The organism is Kitasatospora sp. NPDC092286 (assembly GCF_044755565.1).
GTDB lineage: Bacteria > Actinomycetota > Actinomycetes > Streptomycetales > Streptomycetaceae > Kitasatospora.
The window spans coordinates 34,157-49,405 of record NZ_JBIVRD010000004.1 but is presented as its reverse complement, the minus strand read 5'-3'; the positions used below and the strand labels follow the sequence as shown (position 1 = coordinate 49,405).

Below are 15,249 nucleotides of genomic sequence, written 5' to 3'. Positions count from 1 at the left end.
AGGCCTGGTGCCCGGCCACGAGCGCGGCCGGGCACCAGGCCGCCTGTTTGCGGAGTGGAAGGACGACCGGACTGAGCGCCGGTCGTCGTTTCCGATGTTCCAGGCCCCGTGTCGGCCATGACAGCATTTGATCACGCCCTACCCGAACTGCCGCGCCGGCCTCAGGCGGTGGCCGTCGGAGCGGGCGAAGCCGCGCCGGTGGGCGGGGCCTGACAGGGCAGGGTGACGATGACGCCCACACCCTGGCCGGACTTCGCCCCGCCCACCGAAACGGTGTAGCGGTCGGGCTCGTGGACGGCCTCGAAGTCCCAGGTGGGCGAGGTGGACCGGGTGGCCGAAGCGGACTCGTTCGAGGTGATCTTGAAGCCCTCGCCCGCGAGCTTCTCCCGCAGTGCCCGGAGCACATCAGGACGCTGGTCGTCCGTGGCCTTCAACTGGATCGCCGAGCTGAGCCGACGGCAGTTGGATACCCGGCCTCACCGGTATCGAGCCCCTACTCGGTCGGCCGCCGCACTCCCGGCGGGCCGGCGGCGGGGCGTACCCCGCGGCGCGGGCCGCCGGGGTCCTCCGGGCCCTCAGGTCTCGCGCTGCGGGTGGTACTCCGCCTCCGTCAGGCCGAAGGTCCAGGCCACCCCGGCCCGGGCGGTGCGGGTGCTGGGCGGGACGCGCAGCCAGTAGGTGCGGAAGGTGCCGTCGGGCTCGGCGGTGGAGTTCACCACCTCGACCATCACCACCGGCTCGTCGGCCGGCAGCTGGATCCGCCAGAGCACCCCGGTCTCGTCCCGGTGCAACGGCTCGGCGCCGGAGTCCGCCAGGTAGCGCTCGTAGCCGTAGTGCTCCAGCAGGACGCGGCGCAGCTCGGCGTTCTCCTCGGTGCGGATCCGCTCGACGGTGACGGTGCCGAGGCCGGCCAGGAAGCCGGGCGGGACGGGCATGCCTCGCCAGGCGTGCAGCGCGAAGCCGTCGGCGTACTCCAGGGCCGGGCCGTCGGCGCGGTCGAGCCGGCCCGCCTCGTCGCGGTGCAGGGCGACGGGCCGCTCGCTGACCAGGGCCACGCCCTCGTACGGCCACCACCAGCCGGCCTCGCGCGCGACCCGGGCGAGCGCGTCGATCCCGTCGGCCTTCTCGGCACCCCCGTCGTCCTTCTCAGCGCCCTCGGCCGCGCCGGTCGGCTCCCCCGCCGCCTCGAAGGCGGCGAACCACGGCGCGTCGTGCTGGCCCCGGACGGCGTCCAGCAGGGCGAGCCGGACGGCCGTGCGGCGGGCGCGGGCGGCCTCGACGACGTCCTGCGGATCCTCCTCCGCATCGGCCTCCGGGGCGAGCCGGTCGAGGACGGCGTCGCGGACCCGCCCGGCCAGGGAGTTGGTCACCGGGCCGAGTTCCCCGCCGGTGAGCGCCCAGAGCGGCGCCCAGCCGGCCGGGCCGACCCGCTCGACGGCCCGGCGGCGGGCCTCCTCCCACGGCCGGGTGCGGACGGCCTCACGGACGCTCACCGCGCCGCCGGCCCGCAGCTCCAGCGCGGCCTCCGCCGCCGCCCGCGGCGAGCCGAACCAGCGGACGACCGCCGGCTCCGCCAGTCCGGCCGCCCGGTAGGCGGCGCGCAGCGCGCGCTCGACCCCGGCCCGGTCGGCCGGCCCGGTGGCCGCCGCGCTCGCCCGCCAGCGGGCCGTCACCGCACCGGGCCCGACCGTCTGCTCCGTCACCATCACGCACTCCGCTCCCGGCCGGGAGCCCTGCCCGGCCACTGGTACTCGATCTGTTCAACTGCTCGATCCGTTCGACGCCGCCGCACCATCCGCGCGGCGGCGGCCCCGCTGTGAACCGCCGCCGGGGCCTCAGTCGGCGACGACGCGGACCGCGCCCGGCATGTACTCGCGCTGGCGCACCACCCGGTACCAGCCCCTGGGCAGCGGTATCGCCGCGTGCTCCTCGTGCACCACCCGGCCGCCCTCGGGCAGGTGCAGCCAGGCCGCACCGAACGGACCGGCCTCCCTGCGCAGTTCGCCCGGGCCGACCACGGCGTGGGCGTGGCCGGTGACCTCGCCGAGCGCGAGGACCATCCGGCCCCGTCCGTCCCTCGGCTGCGCGGCCAGCGCGCCCACCCGCGGCGGCACCGCGGCCTCCTCGACCGGCGCGATCAGCACATCACCCTGGCGGTACATCAGCCCTCCTGACCGGCCCGGCGGGCGCCGGACCTCTCACGCCCCGAAACGTAGAGGAGGGGTCCGACAACGCGCCCGGGCGACGCCCCAGCCACCGGATTGTCGGACCTGGCTGGTAGACATTTGTTCGGCCCCAACCCCCGAGGAGCAGCGCATGACGGTCAGCAGGCACATCGAAGAGTTCCACGGCCTCCCGGTCTTCGACTTCGTCCAGGCCGTGGAGAAGGGCGCCCAACTGCCGGACGCGGCAGCGGTCGCCTGGAAGATCGGCCTGGAGTACGAGTCCCCGCGGACGTTCACCGAGTGCTGGCAGCAGTTCCTCGACACGGTCGAGGCGGACCGGGTGAGCGCCGTGGTGATCGGCCTCTGGTCGCAGGAGGAGCCGGACAGCTTCGCCGAGCCGCTGCGGGCGATCGTCGGCGCGGCCGGGCGTCTCCCGGCGCTGCGCGCGCTCTTCGTCGGCGACATCACCTTCGAGGAGTGCGAGATCTCCTGGCTCCAGCTGGTGGACGTGACCCCGCTGCTGACGTCGTTCCCGCAGCTGACCGAGCTGGTGGTGCGCGGCTCCGGCGAGGACTGGGAGGGCGGGAGCGGCCTGGCGCTCCAGCAGGTCCGGCACGAGCGGCTGCGCGCACTGCGCTTCGAGTCGGGCGGCCTGCCGGTCTCCGTGGTGCGCTCGGTCGCCGCGTGCGACTTCCCCGCCCTCGAAAGCCTGGCGCTCTGGCTCGGGGTGGACCAGTACGGCGGTGACGCCGCCCTCGACGACCTCACGCCCTTCCTGGACGGGTCGCGCTTCCCGGCGCTGCGCCACCTCGGCCTGCAGAACAGCGAGTTCCAGGACGCCATCGCCGCCGCCGTGGCCCACGCCCCGGTCGTCGCCCGGCTCGAAGCACTGACCCTCTCCATGGGCGTGCTCACCGACGAGGGCGCCACCGCGCTGCTGGAGGGCCAGCCGCTCACCCACCTGCGCGCGCTCGACCTGCACCACCACTACCTCTCCGACGCGATGCAGGAGCGGCTCCGCCAGGCCCTGCCCGGCGTGGCGCTCGACCTCTCCGAGGCCGGGAAGCCGGACGACCAGTGGCGCTACGTCGCCGTCGCCGAGTAGCGGCGCCGGCAGCACGCGAGCCACCGGACCAGCACGCAACACCCAGCACCAGCACTCCCACCACCGACCGGCAGAGCGCCGCAGGAGCATCCGTGTCCGTCAACCACCCCGAGCAGTTCCACGGGCTGCCCGTCTTCGAGTTCCCCATCGGCCCCGACGCCTCCCGGAAGCAGCCCGCCCCGGGCGCCGTCGCCTGGCGGCTCTCGGTGGACTACGGCTCGGGCACCGACTTCGACGAGCGCTGGCAGGCGTTCCTCGCCGCGATCGACCCGGCCGGGGTGCGGGCCCTGATAGTCGGCCCCTGGTGGGCCGAGGACTACGGACCGGTGGACGACACGCTCGCCGCGATCGTCCGGGACGCCGGGCGCTTCCCGGCGCTGGAGGCGCTGTTCATCGCCGATGTGGCGTCCGACGAGTGCGAGATCTCCTGGCTGGAGATGTGCGACGTCACGCCGGTGCTGACGGCGTTCCCCCGGCTGACCGAGCTGGTCGTGCGCGGCGGCGGGGGCCTGGAGCTGAAGCCCGTCCGGCACGACCGGCTGACCGCCCTGCGCTTCGAGGCCGGCGGCCTGCCGGCCACCGTGGTGCGGGCGGTGGCCGGCTCCGAACTCCCGGCGCTGGAGCGGCTGGAGCTCTGGCTCGGCGTGGACGAGTACGGCGGCGACAGCACCATCGACGACCTCGCGCCGTTCCTGGACGGGTCGCGCCTCCCGGCGCTGCGCCACCTCGCCCTGGCCAACAGCGAGTTCGAGGACGAGATCGCCGCCGCCGTGGCCCACGCGCCGGTCGTCGCCCGGCTGGAATCGCTCGACCTGTCGATGGGCGTGCTCACCGACGAGGGCGCCACCGCGCTGCTGGAGGGCCAGCCGCTCACCCACCTGCGCGCGCTCGACCTGCACCACCACTACCTCTCCGACGCGTTCCAGGAGCGGCTCCGCCAGAGCCTGCCCGGTGTGGCGCTCGACCTCTCCGACGCCGAGGCCGAGTACGAGGACGATCCCGAGGACCGCTATGTCGCGGTCGCCGAATAGGCGGGTGGCGTTCGGATGACCACGCGGCTGACCGTCCTCGGCAATCCGGGCCACCGGCGGGTGACGCTGTTCGCCGCCGCGGCCCGGGCCGCCGGCCTGCCGGAGCCCTCCGTACTGCCCTGGCTCGACCTGCTGCGCGGCGAGTACCGGCTGCCCGACGGCGCTCTGCTGCGAATCGAGTCGCCCGGCGAGGAGCCCGCGGTCGACGAGCTGCTGCGCGGGCCGGCGCTCGGCCCGGGCTACGCGCCGACCAGGGTGGAGGGCGGGGCCGCCTGGTACGCCGGGGTGATGACCGCCCTGCGCGGGCTGGCCCGGGTGCCGGGGGTACGGCTGCTCGGCGATCCGGAGGAGATCGCCGTGATGTTCGACAAGCGGCGGGCGCACACGGTCCTGGCCGCCGCCGGGGTGCCGGTGCCCCGCGCGCTCGACACGCTCGGCGCGGACGTCACCGGCTGGGAGGAGCTGCGCGAGCGGCTGCGCGCCGCCGGACTGCGCCGGGTCTTCGTCAAGCCCGCGCACGGTTCCTCCGCCTCGGGGGTGGTGGCGCTGGAATTCGGCCCGCGCGGGCAGGTCCTGGCCACCACCTCGGTCGAGCTGGCGGGCGGGCAGTTGCACAACTCGCTGCGGGTCCGGCGCTACCGGGACGAGCGGCAGGTCGCCGGGCTGGTCGACCGGCTGGCGCCGGACCGGCTGCACGTCGAGCAGTGGATCCCGAAGGCCTCGCAGTCCGGCCGCTCGGCGGACCTGCGGGTGGTGGTGGTCGCCGGACGGGCCACCCATGCGGTGGTGCGGACCAGTTCCCAGCCGATGACCAATCTGCACCTCGGCGGCGCCCGGGGCAACCTCGACCTGGCCCGGGAGGCCGCCGGGGCCGCCTGGCCGGCCCTGCTGGAGACGGCGGAGCGGGCGGCCGCCTGCTTCCCGGACTCCCCGATGGTCGGCGTGGACGTGCTGCCCGCCTCGGGCTGGCGGCGGGCGCTGGTCTGCGAGGTCAACGCCTTCGGCGACCTGCTGCCCAACCTCACTGGACTGCCCGGCGGCCCGGCCGAGGGCCTCGACACCTACGGCGCCCAGCTCGCCGCCCTCCTGGCACGACCCGACGCCCGGACCGGACCACCCGGCCTGCGGCCGGACACCCGCCCGGCACCGACGAACCACCAGATCATGGAACCGACCCGATGAACCAGCACACACCCCACCGGACCACCGACCGGACGCCCGACCCGGCGAACCGCCCCGCCCCCGACATGAACGCCGTCGTGGGCAGCCACGACCTGCTCCTCGTCACCCTGGACACGCTGCGCTTCGACGTCGCGGAGGAACTGGCCGCCGCCGGGCGGATCCCGAACCTCGCCGCGTTCCTGCCCGGCGGCCGCTGGGAGCGCCGGCACTCGCCCGGCAGCTTCACCTACGCCTCCCACCAGGCGATCCTGGCCGGTTTCCTGCCCACCCCGGCCTCTCCGCACGGACCGCACCCGCGTCTGTTCGCCGCCCGCTTCGCCGGGTCGGAGAGCACCGCGCCGCGCACCTGGGTCTTCGACGCGCCCGATCTGCCGGGGGCGCTCGCCACGGCCGGGTACCGGACGGTCTGCATCGGCGGCGTCGGTTTCTTCAACAAGCAGGGACCGCTGGGCTCCGTCCTGCCCGGCCTCTTCCAGGAGAGCCACTGGGAGCCCGCGATGGGTGTCCCCTCCCCCACCTCGTTCGAGGCGCAGGTCGCCCGGGCCGAACAGGTCGCCGCCGAACAGCCGGACGGACAGCCGCTCTTCCTCTTCCTGAACGTCTCGGCGCTGCACCAGCCCAACTGGTTCCACCTGCCCGGCGCCGACCGCGAGCACGGAGACTCCCGGGAGAGCCACGCCGCCGCCCTGGAGTACGTGGACGCCCACATCGGCCGGCTGTTCGCGGCGATGAGCGCCCGCCGCCCGTGCTTCGCGATCGTCTGCTCCGACCACGGCACCGCGTACGGCGAGGACGGCTACACCGGCCACCGGATCGGCCACGAGGTGGTCTGGACGGTCCCGTACGCGCACTTCACCATCCCCGCCCGCCCGACGGCCACCGCCGAGGAGACCTCATGACCACGGCACCGGCGCCGACCGGCCACCCACTCGACCTGACGACCGCGCGGCCACCCGGCCTGACGGCTGACCGGGCGGCCGACCAGTCGCCCTACCAGTCCTACGTCTACGCCTACCCGCACAAGACCGCGTACCGGCCGCTGCCGGACCGCCCGACACTGCGCGAGCTGTGGGCCGGCGAGCCGCAGCACGCGCTCTCGCTCTACCTGCACATCCCGTTCTGCGAGGTGCGCTGCGGCTTCTGCAACCTGTTCACCCGGATCGGCAGCCCCGAGGGCCTGACCACCGCCTACCTGGACGCGCTGGACCGCCAGGCCGGCGCCGTCCGCGAGGCCCTGGCCGACGACGCCCGGTTCGCCCTGGCCGCGTTCGGCGGCGGCACGCCGACCTATCTGACGGCCGCCGAGCTGGAGCGGCTCTGCGACATCGCCGAGCGGCGGATGGGCGCCGACCTACGGGCGATACCGCTCTCCGTGGAGGCCTCCCCCGCCACCGCCACCACCGACCGCCTGGAGGTCCTGGCCGCCCGGGGCACCACGCGGCTGAGCCTGGGCGTGCAGTCCTTCGTCGACGCGGAGGCCCGCTCGGCCGTCCGCCCGCAGAAGCGCGCCGACGTCGAGGCCGCCCTCGGGCGGATCCGCGCGGCCGGCTTCCCGGTTCTCAACATCGACCTCATCTACGGCATCGACGGCCAGGACGAGGCCGGCTGGCTCCGCTCACTGGACGCCGCACTCGCCTGGCAGCCCGAGGAGCTTTACCTCTACCCGCTGTACGTCCGGCCGCTGACCGGCCTGGCCCGGCGCGGCGAGCAGGAGAGCCGGACCGCCTGGGACACCCGTCGGCTCGCCCTCTACCGCACCGGCCGCGACCACCTGCTCGCCCACGGCTACCAGCAGGTGTCGATGCGGATGTTCCGCCGCGCGGCCTCCCCGCAGGCCGGGAGCGGCGAGTACGCCTGCCAGACGGACGGCATGGTCGGCCTCGGCTGCGGAGCCCGCTCCTACACCTCGCGGCTGCACTACTCCTTCGACTACGCGGTGAACGCCACCGAGGTGCGCGGCATCATCGACGACTACGTGGCCACCGAGGACTTCGGACGGGCCGAGGTCGGCCGGTCCATGACCGCCGAGGAGGCGCGTCGGCGGCATCTCGTCCAGTCGCTGCTCCAGGCCGAGGGCATGCCGCTGGCCGAGTACCGGGCCCGCTTCGGCAGCACGCCGGCCGAGGACTTCCCGGCCGAGCTGGCCGCGTTCGGGGCCCGTGGCTGGCTGGCGGACGACCCGTTGCGGCTGATGCTCTCGCCGGAGGGGCTGGCGCACTCGGACGCGGCCGGTCCGATGCTGTTCTCGCCCGAGGTCCGGGCGCTGATGGCCGACTACGAGGTGAAATGACCTTCCTCGGCATGCTCACCACCGCGCCGGAGCCCGGCACCGAGGCCGGTACCGGCACCGGCCTCGATCTGACCCTGCTCTACCGGGGCCCGCTGTCCTCCTGCGACTACGACTGCCCGTACTGCCCGTTCGCCAAGCGGCGTGACACGCCCGGGCAACTGCGCGCCGACCGCGCCGCGCTGGAACGGTTCACCGGGTGGGCCGCGGAGCGCGCGGGGACCGGCGACACCCTGTCGCTGCTGTTCACGCCGTGGGGCGAGGGGCTGGTGCGCTCCTGGTACCGGCGGGCGCTGGCCGAGCTGAGCCGCCTGCCGCACGTCCGGCGAGTGGCGATCCAGACCAACCTCAGCTGCCGCACCGACTGGCTGGCCGAGGCCGACCTCGCCACCCTGGCGCTCTGGGTGACGTACCACCCCGGGCAGGTCGGGCACGACCGCTTCCTCGCCAAGTGCCGCGAACTCGACGCCCTGGGAGTGCGGTACAGCGTCGGCGTGGTCGGGCAGCCGGAGCACCTGGCCGAGGCCCGCCGGCTCCGCGCCGCGCTCGCCCCGGCCGTCTACCTGTGGATCAACGCCGCCGAGGGCCGGACCTACACCGACGCCGAGGCCGCCGACTGGACGGCCCTGGACCCGCACTTCGGCTACAGCCGGCACGCCCACCCCAGCGCGGGCCTGCCCTGCCGCACCGGCGAGTCCGTGCTCTCGGTGGACGGCGACGGTACCGTCCGCCGCTGCCACTTCGTCCGCGACGAACTGGGAAATCTCTACGACGGCTCGTACCGCACCCAACTGCGCGCCCGCGGCTGCCCGTTGCCGGTCTGCGACTGCCACATCGGCTATGTGCACCTGGAGACGCTGCCGCTGTACGACGTCTTCGCGGGCGGCGTGCTGGAACGAGTGCCGCACGGCTGGTGAAAACCCGTTCGCGCCCTCACCCGGTGGCGGCCCGGGAAGGCCCTGGAAGGCCCGGGGCGGTCAGTGCTGGACGGTCGTCGAGAGCGAGAAGTCGGCGAAGTACGCGTGCTGGGTGCTCGTCGGGCCCCAGGTGGTGTCGTGGCCGCCGTAGAAGGTCGAGAAGAACACCCCGCCGAACGGGACGGACACTTCCGGTCCGGCTCACACTTCGCCGGATCGTGCGGCGGGACACCCCTGACCCTCGTCAAGCAGTACATCGAGAACCAGCAGCGCCCCGCCCGACCGTCACCACGGAGGCGCAGAACCCTCCGCCGCTTCGCGCCCCCGGTCCAAGGACGGCCTTCACCCCAGCCCGAAGGGCGGAACACTGGCCAAGATCAGAAGTAGACCTCACCGTTGTCCGGCGCGGAGGAGTTGCCCCGCCACATGTACCGGGTGGACCAGCCGTTCCCGTGGTTGCCGCCGGACTCGTCGCCGATGGTGCCGCCGTACAGGCCGGGCAGCTTGCCGGCCTTGCCCCAGTCCTGCCCGGCGGGGAACTTGAGGGAGTACTTCAGGTCGAGGGTCGCCGACTTGGCCAGACCGGCCAGGCCCAGGGCCTTGAGGCCGGTGTAGAACTGCCCGCCGCCGGGATTCGGGCAGTCCGTGCACGAGCTGGCGGACGAACCGGCGCCGTACGTCACCCGGAGCGCGGAGCCGTCGCCCGGCCCGCCCGGGGAGGTGACGGCGCTCAGCTGCGCACCGCCCCAGGACCCGGCGGCGGCGGTACCCCGGACGGCCCGCCAGGCCGCGGTGCCGTACCCCGTGAACTGCCCGCTCCAGGCCGGAGCGCCGGCGCGCGCCGCACCTGCCGTACCGGTGGTCAGCGGGGTGGCGGCCAGAACGGCCGAGGCGGCGAGCCCGGTTCGGCGGCGCGGCCCGGGTGTCCGGCGCGATGTCTGATGCGACGTCATGTTCGTTCTCCTGCAAGGCGCAACGCATTACCGTCAGTTAGTGGGTTTCCTGACTTTCCGCCACTGTCAAGAAGCCTGGGGCCTTGCATCACAGACCGGAACCCGATCCGGCGTACAAGCCGGGGCGTGAGCAGCCGATACATGTGCGCCGTATGCACCGAGCGCCCCCTCCTTCGCCCTTGCCGAGTCTGTTGGTCGGGCGCTCACTGAGTACTGAGCATCGCCTTCCGGTCATATCTCAGGCCCGGGCCTTGAGCCGGAGCGGTGGTTTCAGGCGGAGGTACGGCCATGTCGGCATCGAATGCTGAACCGATTGCCATCGTGGGTATCGGGTGCCGGTTCCCGGGCGGTGTGGAGTCAGCTGCCGGCCTGTGGAGGCTCGCGGCCGCCGGACGGCGGACGGTGGGCCCGGTACCTGTGGACCGCTGGGACGCCGCGCGGCTGGCGGCTGTCCACGATCCGGATGACGCGGTGCGGGCCGGGCTGGGCTGCTTTGTGGAGGGGGATGTCTGGGCGTGGGATCCGGTGGCGCTGTCGGTGGCGCCGGCGGAGCAGGACTGGGTGGATCCGCAGTTCCGGCTGCTGGCGGAGGTGGCCTGGGAGGCGGTGGAGCACGCCGGAATTCCGCTTGCACGGTTGCGGGGGTCGCGGACAGGCGTGTATGTGGGCACCTATGCGCCGGACAATCTGTTCCGTGAGGCGCGGCCGGTCGAGGACGCCCCGAACAGCCCGTACTTGTTCGGCAATTTCACAGCGGGGGCCGCCGGGCGGGTGGCGTTCGCGATGGACCTGCGCGGCCCGGTCATGGTGGTCAGCACGCACTGTTCGTCCGGGCTGGTGGCGGTGGATACGGCGTGCGGGGCACTGACGCTGGGCGAGTGCGATACGGCGCTCGCGGGTGCGGTGCTGCTGATGATCTCGCCGGAGACGCAGTACTACGAGGCCCCGCTGCTGCTGTCGCGGCGCGGTGCCTGCCATGCCTTCGACGCGCGGGCCGACGGATACGTGCGCGGTGAGGGGGCGGGAGTGCTGCTCCTCAAGCGGCTGGTGGACGCGCGGCGGGAGGGGGACCGGGTGCTGGCGGTGATCCGCGGCAGCGCGGTCAACAACGACGGGCAGTCCAGCCGGCTGACCGCGCCGTCCACGCTGATGCAACAGCAGCTCTTCAGAGACGCCGTCGGCAAGGCCGCGGTCGATCCTGGTGAGGTGGGGCTGGTGGAGGCGCACGGCCCGGGGACCGCGGTCGGCGACCCGATCGAGTACAGCTCGATCGACGCCGTCTACGGCCGGGGAAAGGGCCGGTGCGCGCTGGGTTCGGTGAAGACCAACATCGGGCACTCGGAGCCGGTCTCCGGGATCGCCGGAACCATCAAGGCGGTCGAGTGTCTGCGGCGTGGCGTGATCCCGCCCAACCTCAACTTCGACCAGTGGAACCCCTCGATCCCGCGCGACCGGGAATCCCGGCTGTTCGTGCCGACCGCCCTGACACCGTGGCCGGTCGACACGCGCACACGGCTGGCCGCCGTGTGCTCCTACGGGGTGACCGGTACCAACGCGCACCTGGTGTTGGAGGCCGCCCCCGCACGCCTGCGGCCCCGTCGCCCGCGCCCGGCGTCGCCGCAGAGCGCTGAAGAGTCCTTCTTGCTGGCGGTGTCGGGCGGTTCACCACAGTCCCTTGCGCTGGCGGCGGCCCGGCTGGCCGACTGGGCGGAGGGCGAGGGTGCCGGCACCGGCCTGCTCGACGTCGCACACACCCTGGCGTTGCGCCGTTCGCCGGCGGACCACCGCCTGGGCATCGTCGCCCGCGACCACCGTGAACTGGCGGTGCGGGCCCGCGCCTTCGCCTCAGGCCGGGAGGCCGAGGGGGTGGTCTCGGGTGTGCCGGTGCTGCCGCCTTCGCATCCGGGGCCGGTGTTCGTGTTCACCGGGCAGGGTTCGCAGCGGGCCGGGATGTGCCAGGGCCTGCTGCGCGGTGAGCCGGTGTTCCGGGCCGCGATCGAGGAGATGGAACCGCTGGTCACCCGGGAAGCAGGATTCTCCCTGTGTGAAGTGCTCACCCGCCCTGAGGAGTTGGTGGGTCTGGCGCGTATCCAGCCCACCCTCTTCGCCGTCCAGGTCGCCCTCGCCGGGCTGTGGCGGTCCTGGGGAGTCGAACCGGTCGCGGTGATCGGGCAGTCGCTCGGCGAGGTCGCGGCGATGGTGGTGGCGGGCGGGCTGGGCCTGGCCGAGGGGGTGGAAATCATCTGCCGGCGCTCCGCACTGCTGGCCACCATCTCCGGCGGGGCGATGGCCTCGGTGATGCTCGGCGCACCGGAGGTGCGGGCCGCCATCGACGACGCCGGCGCCGACGGGGTCACGTTGGGGGTGCTCACCTCCCCGGACAGCACGGTCGTCTCCGGCGATGCCGCCCAGATCGCCGCCCTGGCCGCACGGTGGGAGGCCGCCGACGTCGTGGTGAAGCCGATCGACGTGGACGTGGCGTCCCACTCGCCCGAGGTCGACCCCATCCTGGACCGGCTGCGCACCGCCCTGGCCGATCTCCCGCAGGCACGGCCCGCGGCCACCTTCTACTCCACCGTCACTGACGATCCACGGGTGCCCGGGGAGCTGGGAGGGGAGTACTGGGTGCGCAACCAGCGCGAAACGGTACGCTTCCACGCCGCCGTCTCAGCCGCTCTGGCCGATGGCCACCGGCTGTTCATCGAGTGCACGGCCCATCCCCTGGCGGTCCGGCCCATCCTGGACACCGCCCGCCACCACGGCATCCACGATGCCGTCGCCCTGGGAAGCCTGCGTCAGGGCAGCGACGACCAGGACGCCTTCCTCACCCACCTCGGCCGGCTGCACGCGGCCGGCTACGACGGCATCGACTTCTCCTCCCACTACGGCCACGGCCAACTCGCCGAGGTGCCCGGCACGGCCTGGCACCGCACCCGCCGCGGCGGTGACACCACCCCCTACCGGCTCGTCGCCCCGTACCTGGTCGGCGCAGCACAGCACCCGTTGCTCGGCGGCTCCGTCCACGACCCCGACCACCCGGGACGGTTCCTGTGGCAGACCCCCCTCGGCCCGGCCCGGCTGCCCTGGCTGGACGACCACAAGGTCGCGGACGTGCCGGTGCTGCCCGGTACCGGCATGGTGGAGATGATGCTCGCCGCCGCAGCCCGCGTCTTCGCCACCGACCGCGTCAGCGTCCACGACGTGACCATAAAAAGCCCGCTGATCCTGGACCCCGAGCCCCTGGTCACCACCCGTCTGGTCCACGACGGCGACAGCGCGCACGTCGAAATCCTCTCCCGGACCGAGGACGGGGCCACGGTGGTCCACGCCCATGGCACCGTGCGTCCTCTCGACGGCGCCGAAGGCGCCCCGCCGCCCATCACCCTCGGTCCGGCCGTGCAGGGGTGGCAGGACAGCGATCCGGCCGACCTGTACCGCGTTTTCCGCGAGCGCCACAACGTCCACCACGGCCCGGCCTTCACCGCCATCGAACACATCAGGATCCACCCCACCGAAGACCGGGCCACCTCCTCACTGCGCACCCACGCCAGTGCCCGTGTCTCGGCCTGGATGATGTCCCTGCACCCGGCCCTGCACGACGAACTCGTCCAGACGGTGGTATCGCTGTGGCTGGCCCACCGGGCCACCAGCCCCGGCCCCGTCGTCGTCGCCGGCTTCGACGAGGTCCGCGTCTACGGGCCCACCGCCCACGTCCGGACCGCCCTGGTCGAACTGCACCACGCCGACGATCTGACCTGCACCTCCTCCGGAAAACTGGCCACCGCCGACGGCACCGTGGTCGCCGAAGTCCGCGGCCTGCGCCTGTCCAACATCACGCCCTCAGCCGAACGCTTCGCCACCCGCCTGGCCCATCTGACCTGGCAGCCCGAACCCGCCGTCCCGTCGGCCACCCCGCTGGGGCAGACGGGCCAGGCGGGCTGGGCCGTGCTCGCGGCCGACGGGGAAGGCCGGCCCGCCGAACTCGCCCGGGCGATGACGCGACGGGGTATCGCGTGCCGCCTGCTGCCCCACGACACCGGTCCGCTGGCGGCAGCGCTTCCCTCGCCGTGCACCGGCGTCGTCCTCGCCGTCGGCACCGGAGCCACGACAGCCGATCCAGCCGGTGCGGCCCGTGAGCAGGTCGCCCGCGCCATCACGGTGATCCAGCAACTCACCGCCCTGGACCACCCGCCACGGCTGTGGATCCTCACCGGCCCACAGGCACCGGACCGGACATCGCTGACCGGGGCCGGGCTACCCGGACTGCTGCGCACGGCCGCCTACGAACACCCCGAACTCGCCCCCAGCAGTATCACCTTCGACACCGGCACCCCTTGGGACCGGCTCATCGACGAACTGCTCGACTCCGCCCAGCCGGTCACCGAACTCGCTTACCACGGCGGCCGGCGACACGTCGCCCGCCTCCACGCGGGCGCCGACACCCCCACGCTCCCGGCCGACCCGCCCGCCGGCCCGGTACGCCCCGGTGCCGCCTACCTGGTCACCGGCGGCCTGGGCGGCCTCGGCCTGCTGACCGTCACCTGGCTCGCCCGGCGTGGCGCCGGCCGCGTGGTGATCAGCGGCCGCTCCGCCCCCGGCACCCGGGCACGGGCCGCCCTCGCCGCCCTGCGTACCGGTGGCACCGACATCCGCGTCGTGCGCGGTGACATCGCCGACCCCCGCACGGCCGAGCGGTGCGTCGTCGCCGCCACCCAGGGCCGGATGACGCTGCGCGGCGTCCTGCACGCCGCCGGCGTCGTCGAGGACGCCGCCCTCGGCAACCTCCGTCCCGACCTGCTTCAGCGGGTATGGCGCGGCAAAGCCGAAGGAGCCTGGGCCCTGCACCGGGCCACCGCCGACATCGAGCTGGACTTCTTCGTTCTCTACTCGTCGGTCGCCTCGCTGATCGGCTCACCCGGGCAGGGCGCCTACGCGGCCGCCAACGCCTTCCTCGACCAGCTGACGGCCTGGCGCCGCGCCCGGGACCTGCCCGCCACCGGCATCCACTGGGGTGCCTGGAGCGAAGTCGGACGCGGACAACACCTCGCCGACCGGGGACTGATCACCATCACCCCCGTCGACGGCATCGACGCCCTCGAACGCATCCTGACCGCAGGATTCCGGCAGATCGCCTACTCCCCGCTCGACCTCGACCAGTGGACCGCCCCCTACCCTGCCCTGCGCCACTCCACCCTGCTCACCCCACTCCTGACCTCCGGCCAGGACGACGGCGGGCAGGCGCCGGTGCGCGAGGAACTCCTGACCGCCGAGGGCGAAGGAGCGCGCCGGGAGCTGCTGGAGTCCTTCATCATCGACTGCGTACGCGAGCTCCTCGGCGGCACCACCCATCACATCGGCCCCCACACCAGCATGGTCGTCCTCGGTATGGACTCCCTCGGCGCCGTCCAGCTGCAACAGCGCATCCAGCGAGCCCTGAGCATCACCGTCAAACCCGGGGTGATCTGGGTCAACCCCACCCCCGCGGGCCTCGCTCACTGGCTCATGGGACACCTGGGCCTCGGCACCGGCGGGCCTGACAGCGACGCGGAAGAGCGATCCGCGACCGCCCCCGGTCCTGAGCCGCCTCACCACCTCACACAGGGGTGACA

General features: G+C 73.7%; 12 protein-coding genes. 7 read left to right on the top strand and 5 right to left on the bottom strand.

The window, feature by feature from the left end:
- Positions 1-161 precede the first annotated feature (161 nt).
- From ACIQIB_RS06025 to ACIQIB_RS06015, 3 genes are all read right to left on the bottom strand, one after another.
- Positions 162-404, bottom strand: coding sequence for a hypothetical protein (locus ACIQIB_RS06025; protein WP_363607648.1), 243 nt, complete (start codon positions 402-404; stop codon positions 162-164).
- A gap of 171 nt (positions 405-575) precedes the next feature.
- Entirely contained in the window at positions 576-1,706 is a 1,131-nt protein-coding gene (locus tag ACIQIB_RS06020) for a DUF6745 domain-containing protein (RefSeq protein WP_400756936.1), read from the bottom strand.
- Positions 1,707-1,835: 129 nt separating this feature from the next.
- Positions 1,836-2,162, bottom strand: coding sequence for a hypothetical protein (locus tag ACIQIB_RS06015; RefSeq protein ID WP_363607650.1), 327 nt, complete (start codon positions 2,160-2,162; stop codon positions 1,836-1,838).
- A gap of 154 nt (positions 2,163-2,316) precedes the next feature.
- On the opposite strand from ACIQIB_RS06015, the gene ACIQIB_RS06010 reads away from it, so the two are divergent.
- The 6 genes from ACIQIB_RS06010 to ACIQIB_RS05985 all read left to right on the top strand — a co-directional run bounded on the left by ACIQIB_RS06010 (position 2,317) and on the right by ACIQIB_RS05985 (position 8,687).
- Entirely contained in the window at positions 2,317-3,270 is a 954-nt protein-coding gene (locus ACIQIB_RS06010) for an STM4015 family protein (RefSeq protein WP_400756935.1), read from the top strand.
- Between the two features lie 92 nt (positions 3,271-3,362).
- Entirely contained in the window at positions 3,363-4,301 is a 939-nt protein-coding gene (locus ACIQIB_RS06005; protein ID WP_400756934.1) for an STM4015 family protein, read from the top strand.
- A 15-nt stretch (positions 4,302-4,316) separates the two neighbouring features.
- A complete protein-coding gene (locus ACIQIB_RS06000; RefSeq protein ID WP_400756932.1) occupies positions 4,317-5,483 on the top strand; it encodes an STM4014 family protein in 1,167 nt (388 codons plus the stop codon).
- A gap of 65 nt (positions 5,484-5,548) precedes the next feature.
- A complete protein-coding gene (locus ACIQIB_RS05995; protein WP_400757070.1) occupies positions 5,549-6,382 on the top strand; it encodes an STM4013/SEN3800 family hydrolase in 834 nt (277 codons plus the stop codon).
- Positions 6,379-7,773, top strand: coding sequence for an STM4012 family radical SAM protein (locus ACIQIB_RS05990; protein ID WP_400756931.1), 1,395 nt, complete (start codon positions 6,379-6,381; stop codon positions 7,771-7,773). The genes ACIQIB_RS05995 and ACIQIB_RS05990 overlap by 4 nt, the downstream gene beginning before the upstream one ends.
- A gap of 11 nt (positions 7,774-7,784) precedes the next feature.
- Positions 7,785-8,687, top strand: a complete 903-nt coding sequence (locus ACIQIB_RS05985) for an STM4011 family radical SAM protein (protein ID WP_400757068.1) — start codon at positions 7,785-7,787, stop codon at positions 8,685-8,687.
- Positions 8,688-8,747: 60 nt separating this feature from the next.
- Here the strand turns inward: ACIQIB_RS05985 and ACIQIB_RS05980 are convergent, their stop codons facing one another.
- A complete protein-coding gene (locus ACIQIB_RS05980) occupies positions 8,748-8,876 on the bottom strand; it encodes a polysaccharide lyase (RefSeq protein ID WP_400658733.1) in 129 nt (42 codons plus the stop codon).
- Between the two features lie 188 nt (positions 8,877-9,064).
- Positions 9,065-9,640 (bottom strand): polysaccharide lyase, encoded by a 576-nt coding sequence (locus ACIQIB_RS05975; RefSeq protein ID WP_400756930.1) that lies wholly within the window; start codon positions 9,638-9,640, stop codon positions 9,065-9,067.
- Positions 9,641-9,928: 288 nt separating this feature from the next.
- Here ACIQIB_RS05975 and ACIQIB_RS05970 point away from each other — a divergent pair, with 288 nt between their 5' ends.
- Positions 9,929-15,247 (top strand): type I polyketide synthase, encoded by a 5,319-nt coding sequence (locus ACIQIB_RS05970; RefSeq protein ID WP_400756928.1) that lies wholly within the window; start codon positions 9,929-9,931, stop codon positions 15,245-15,247.
- Positions 15,248-15,249 lie beyond the last annotated feature (2 nt).

Excerpts from the sequence above, each read along its gene's own strand:
- ACIQIB_RS05985 (WP_400757068.1), top strand. The coding sequence starts at position 7,785 with ATGCTCACCACCGCGCCGGAGCCCGGCACCGAGGCCGGTACCGGCACC.
- ACIQIB_RS06010 (WP_400756935.1), top strand. The coding sequence starts at position 2,317 with ATGACGGTCAGCAGGCACATCGAAGAGTTCCACGGCCTCCCGGTCTTC.
- ACIQIB_RS05975 (WP_400756930.1), bottom strand. The coding sequence starts at position 9,640 with ATGACGTCGCATCAGACATCGCGCCGGACACCCGGGCCGCGCCGCCGA.
- ACIQIB_RS05970 (WP_400756928.1), top strand. The coding sequence starts at position 9,929 with ATGTCGGCATCGAATGCTGAACCGATTGCCATCGTGGGTATCGGGTGC.
- ACIQIB_RS06015 (WP_363607650.1), bottom strand. The coding sequence starts at position 2,162 with ATGTACCGCCAGGGTGATGTGCTGATCGCGCCGGTCGAGGAGGCCGCG.
- ACIQIB_RS05990 (WP_400756931.1), top strand. The coding sequence starts at position 6,379 with ATGACCACGGCACCGGCGCCGACCGGCCACCCACTCGACCTGACGACC.
- ACIQIB_RS05995 (WP_400757070.1), top strand. The coding sequence starts at position 5,549 with ATGAACGCCGTCGTGGGCAGCCACGACCTGCTCCTCGTCACCCTGGAC.
- ACIQIB_RS06020 (WP_400756936.1), bottom strand. The coding sequence starts at position 1,706 with ATGGTGACGGAGCAGACGGTCGGGCCCGGTGCGGTGACGGCCCGCTGG.
- ACIQIB_RS06000 (WP_400756932.1), top strand. The coding sequence starts at position 4,317 with ATGACCACGCGGCTGACCGTCCTCGGCAATCCGGGCCACCGGCGGGTG.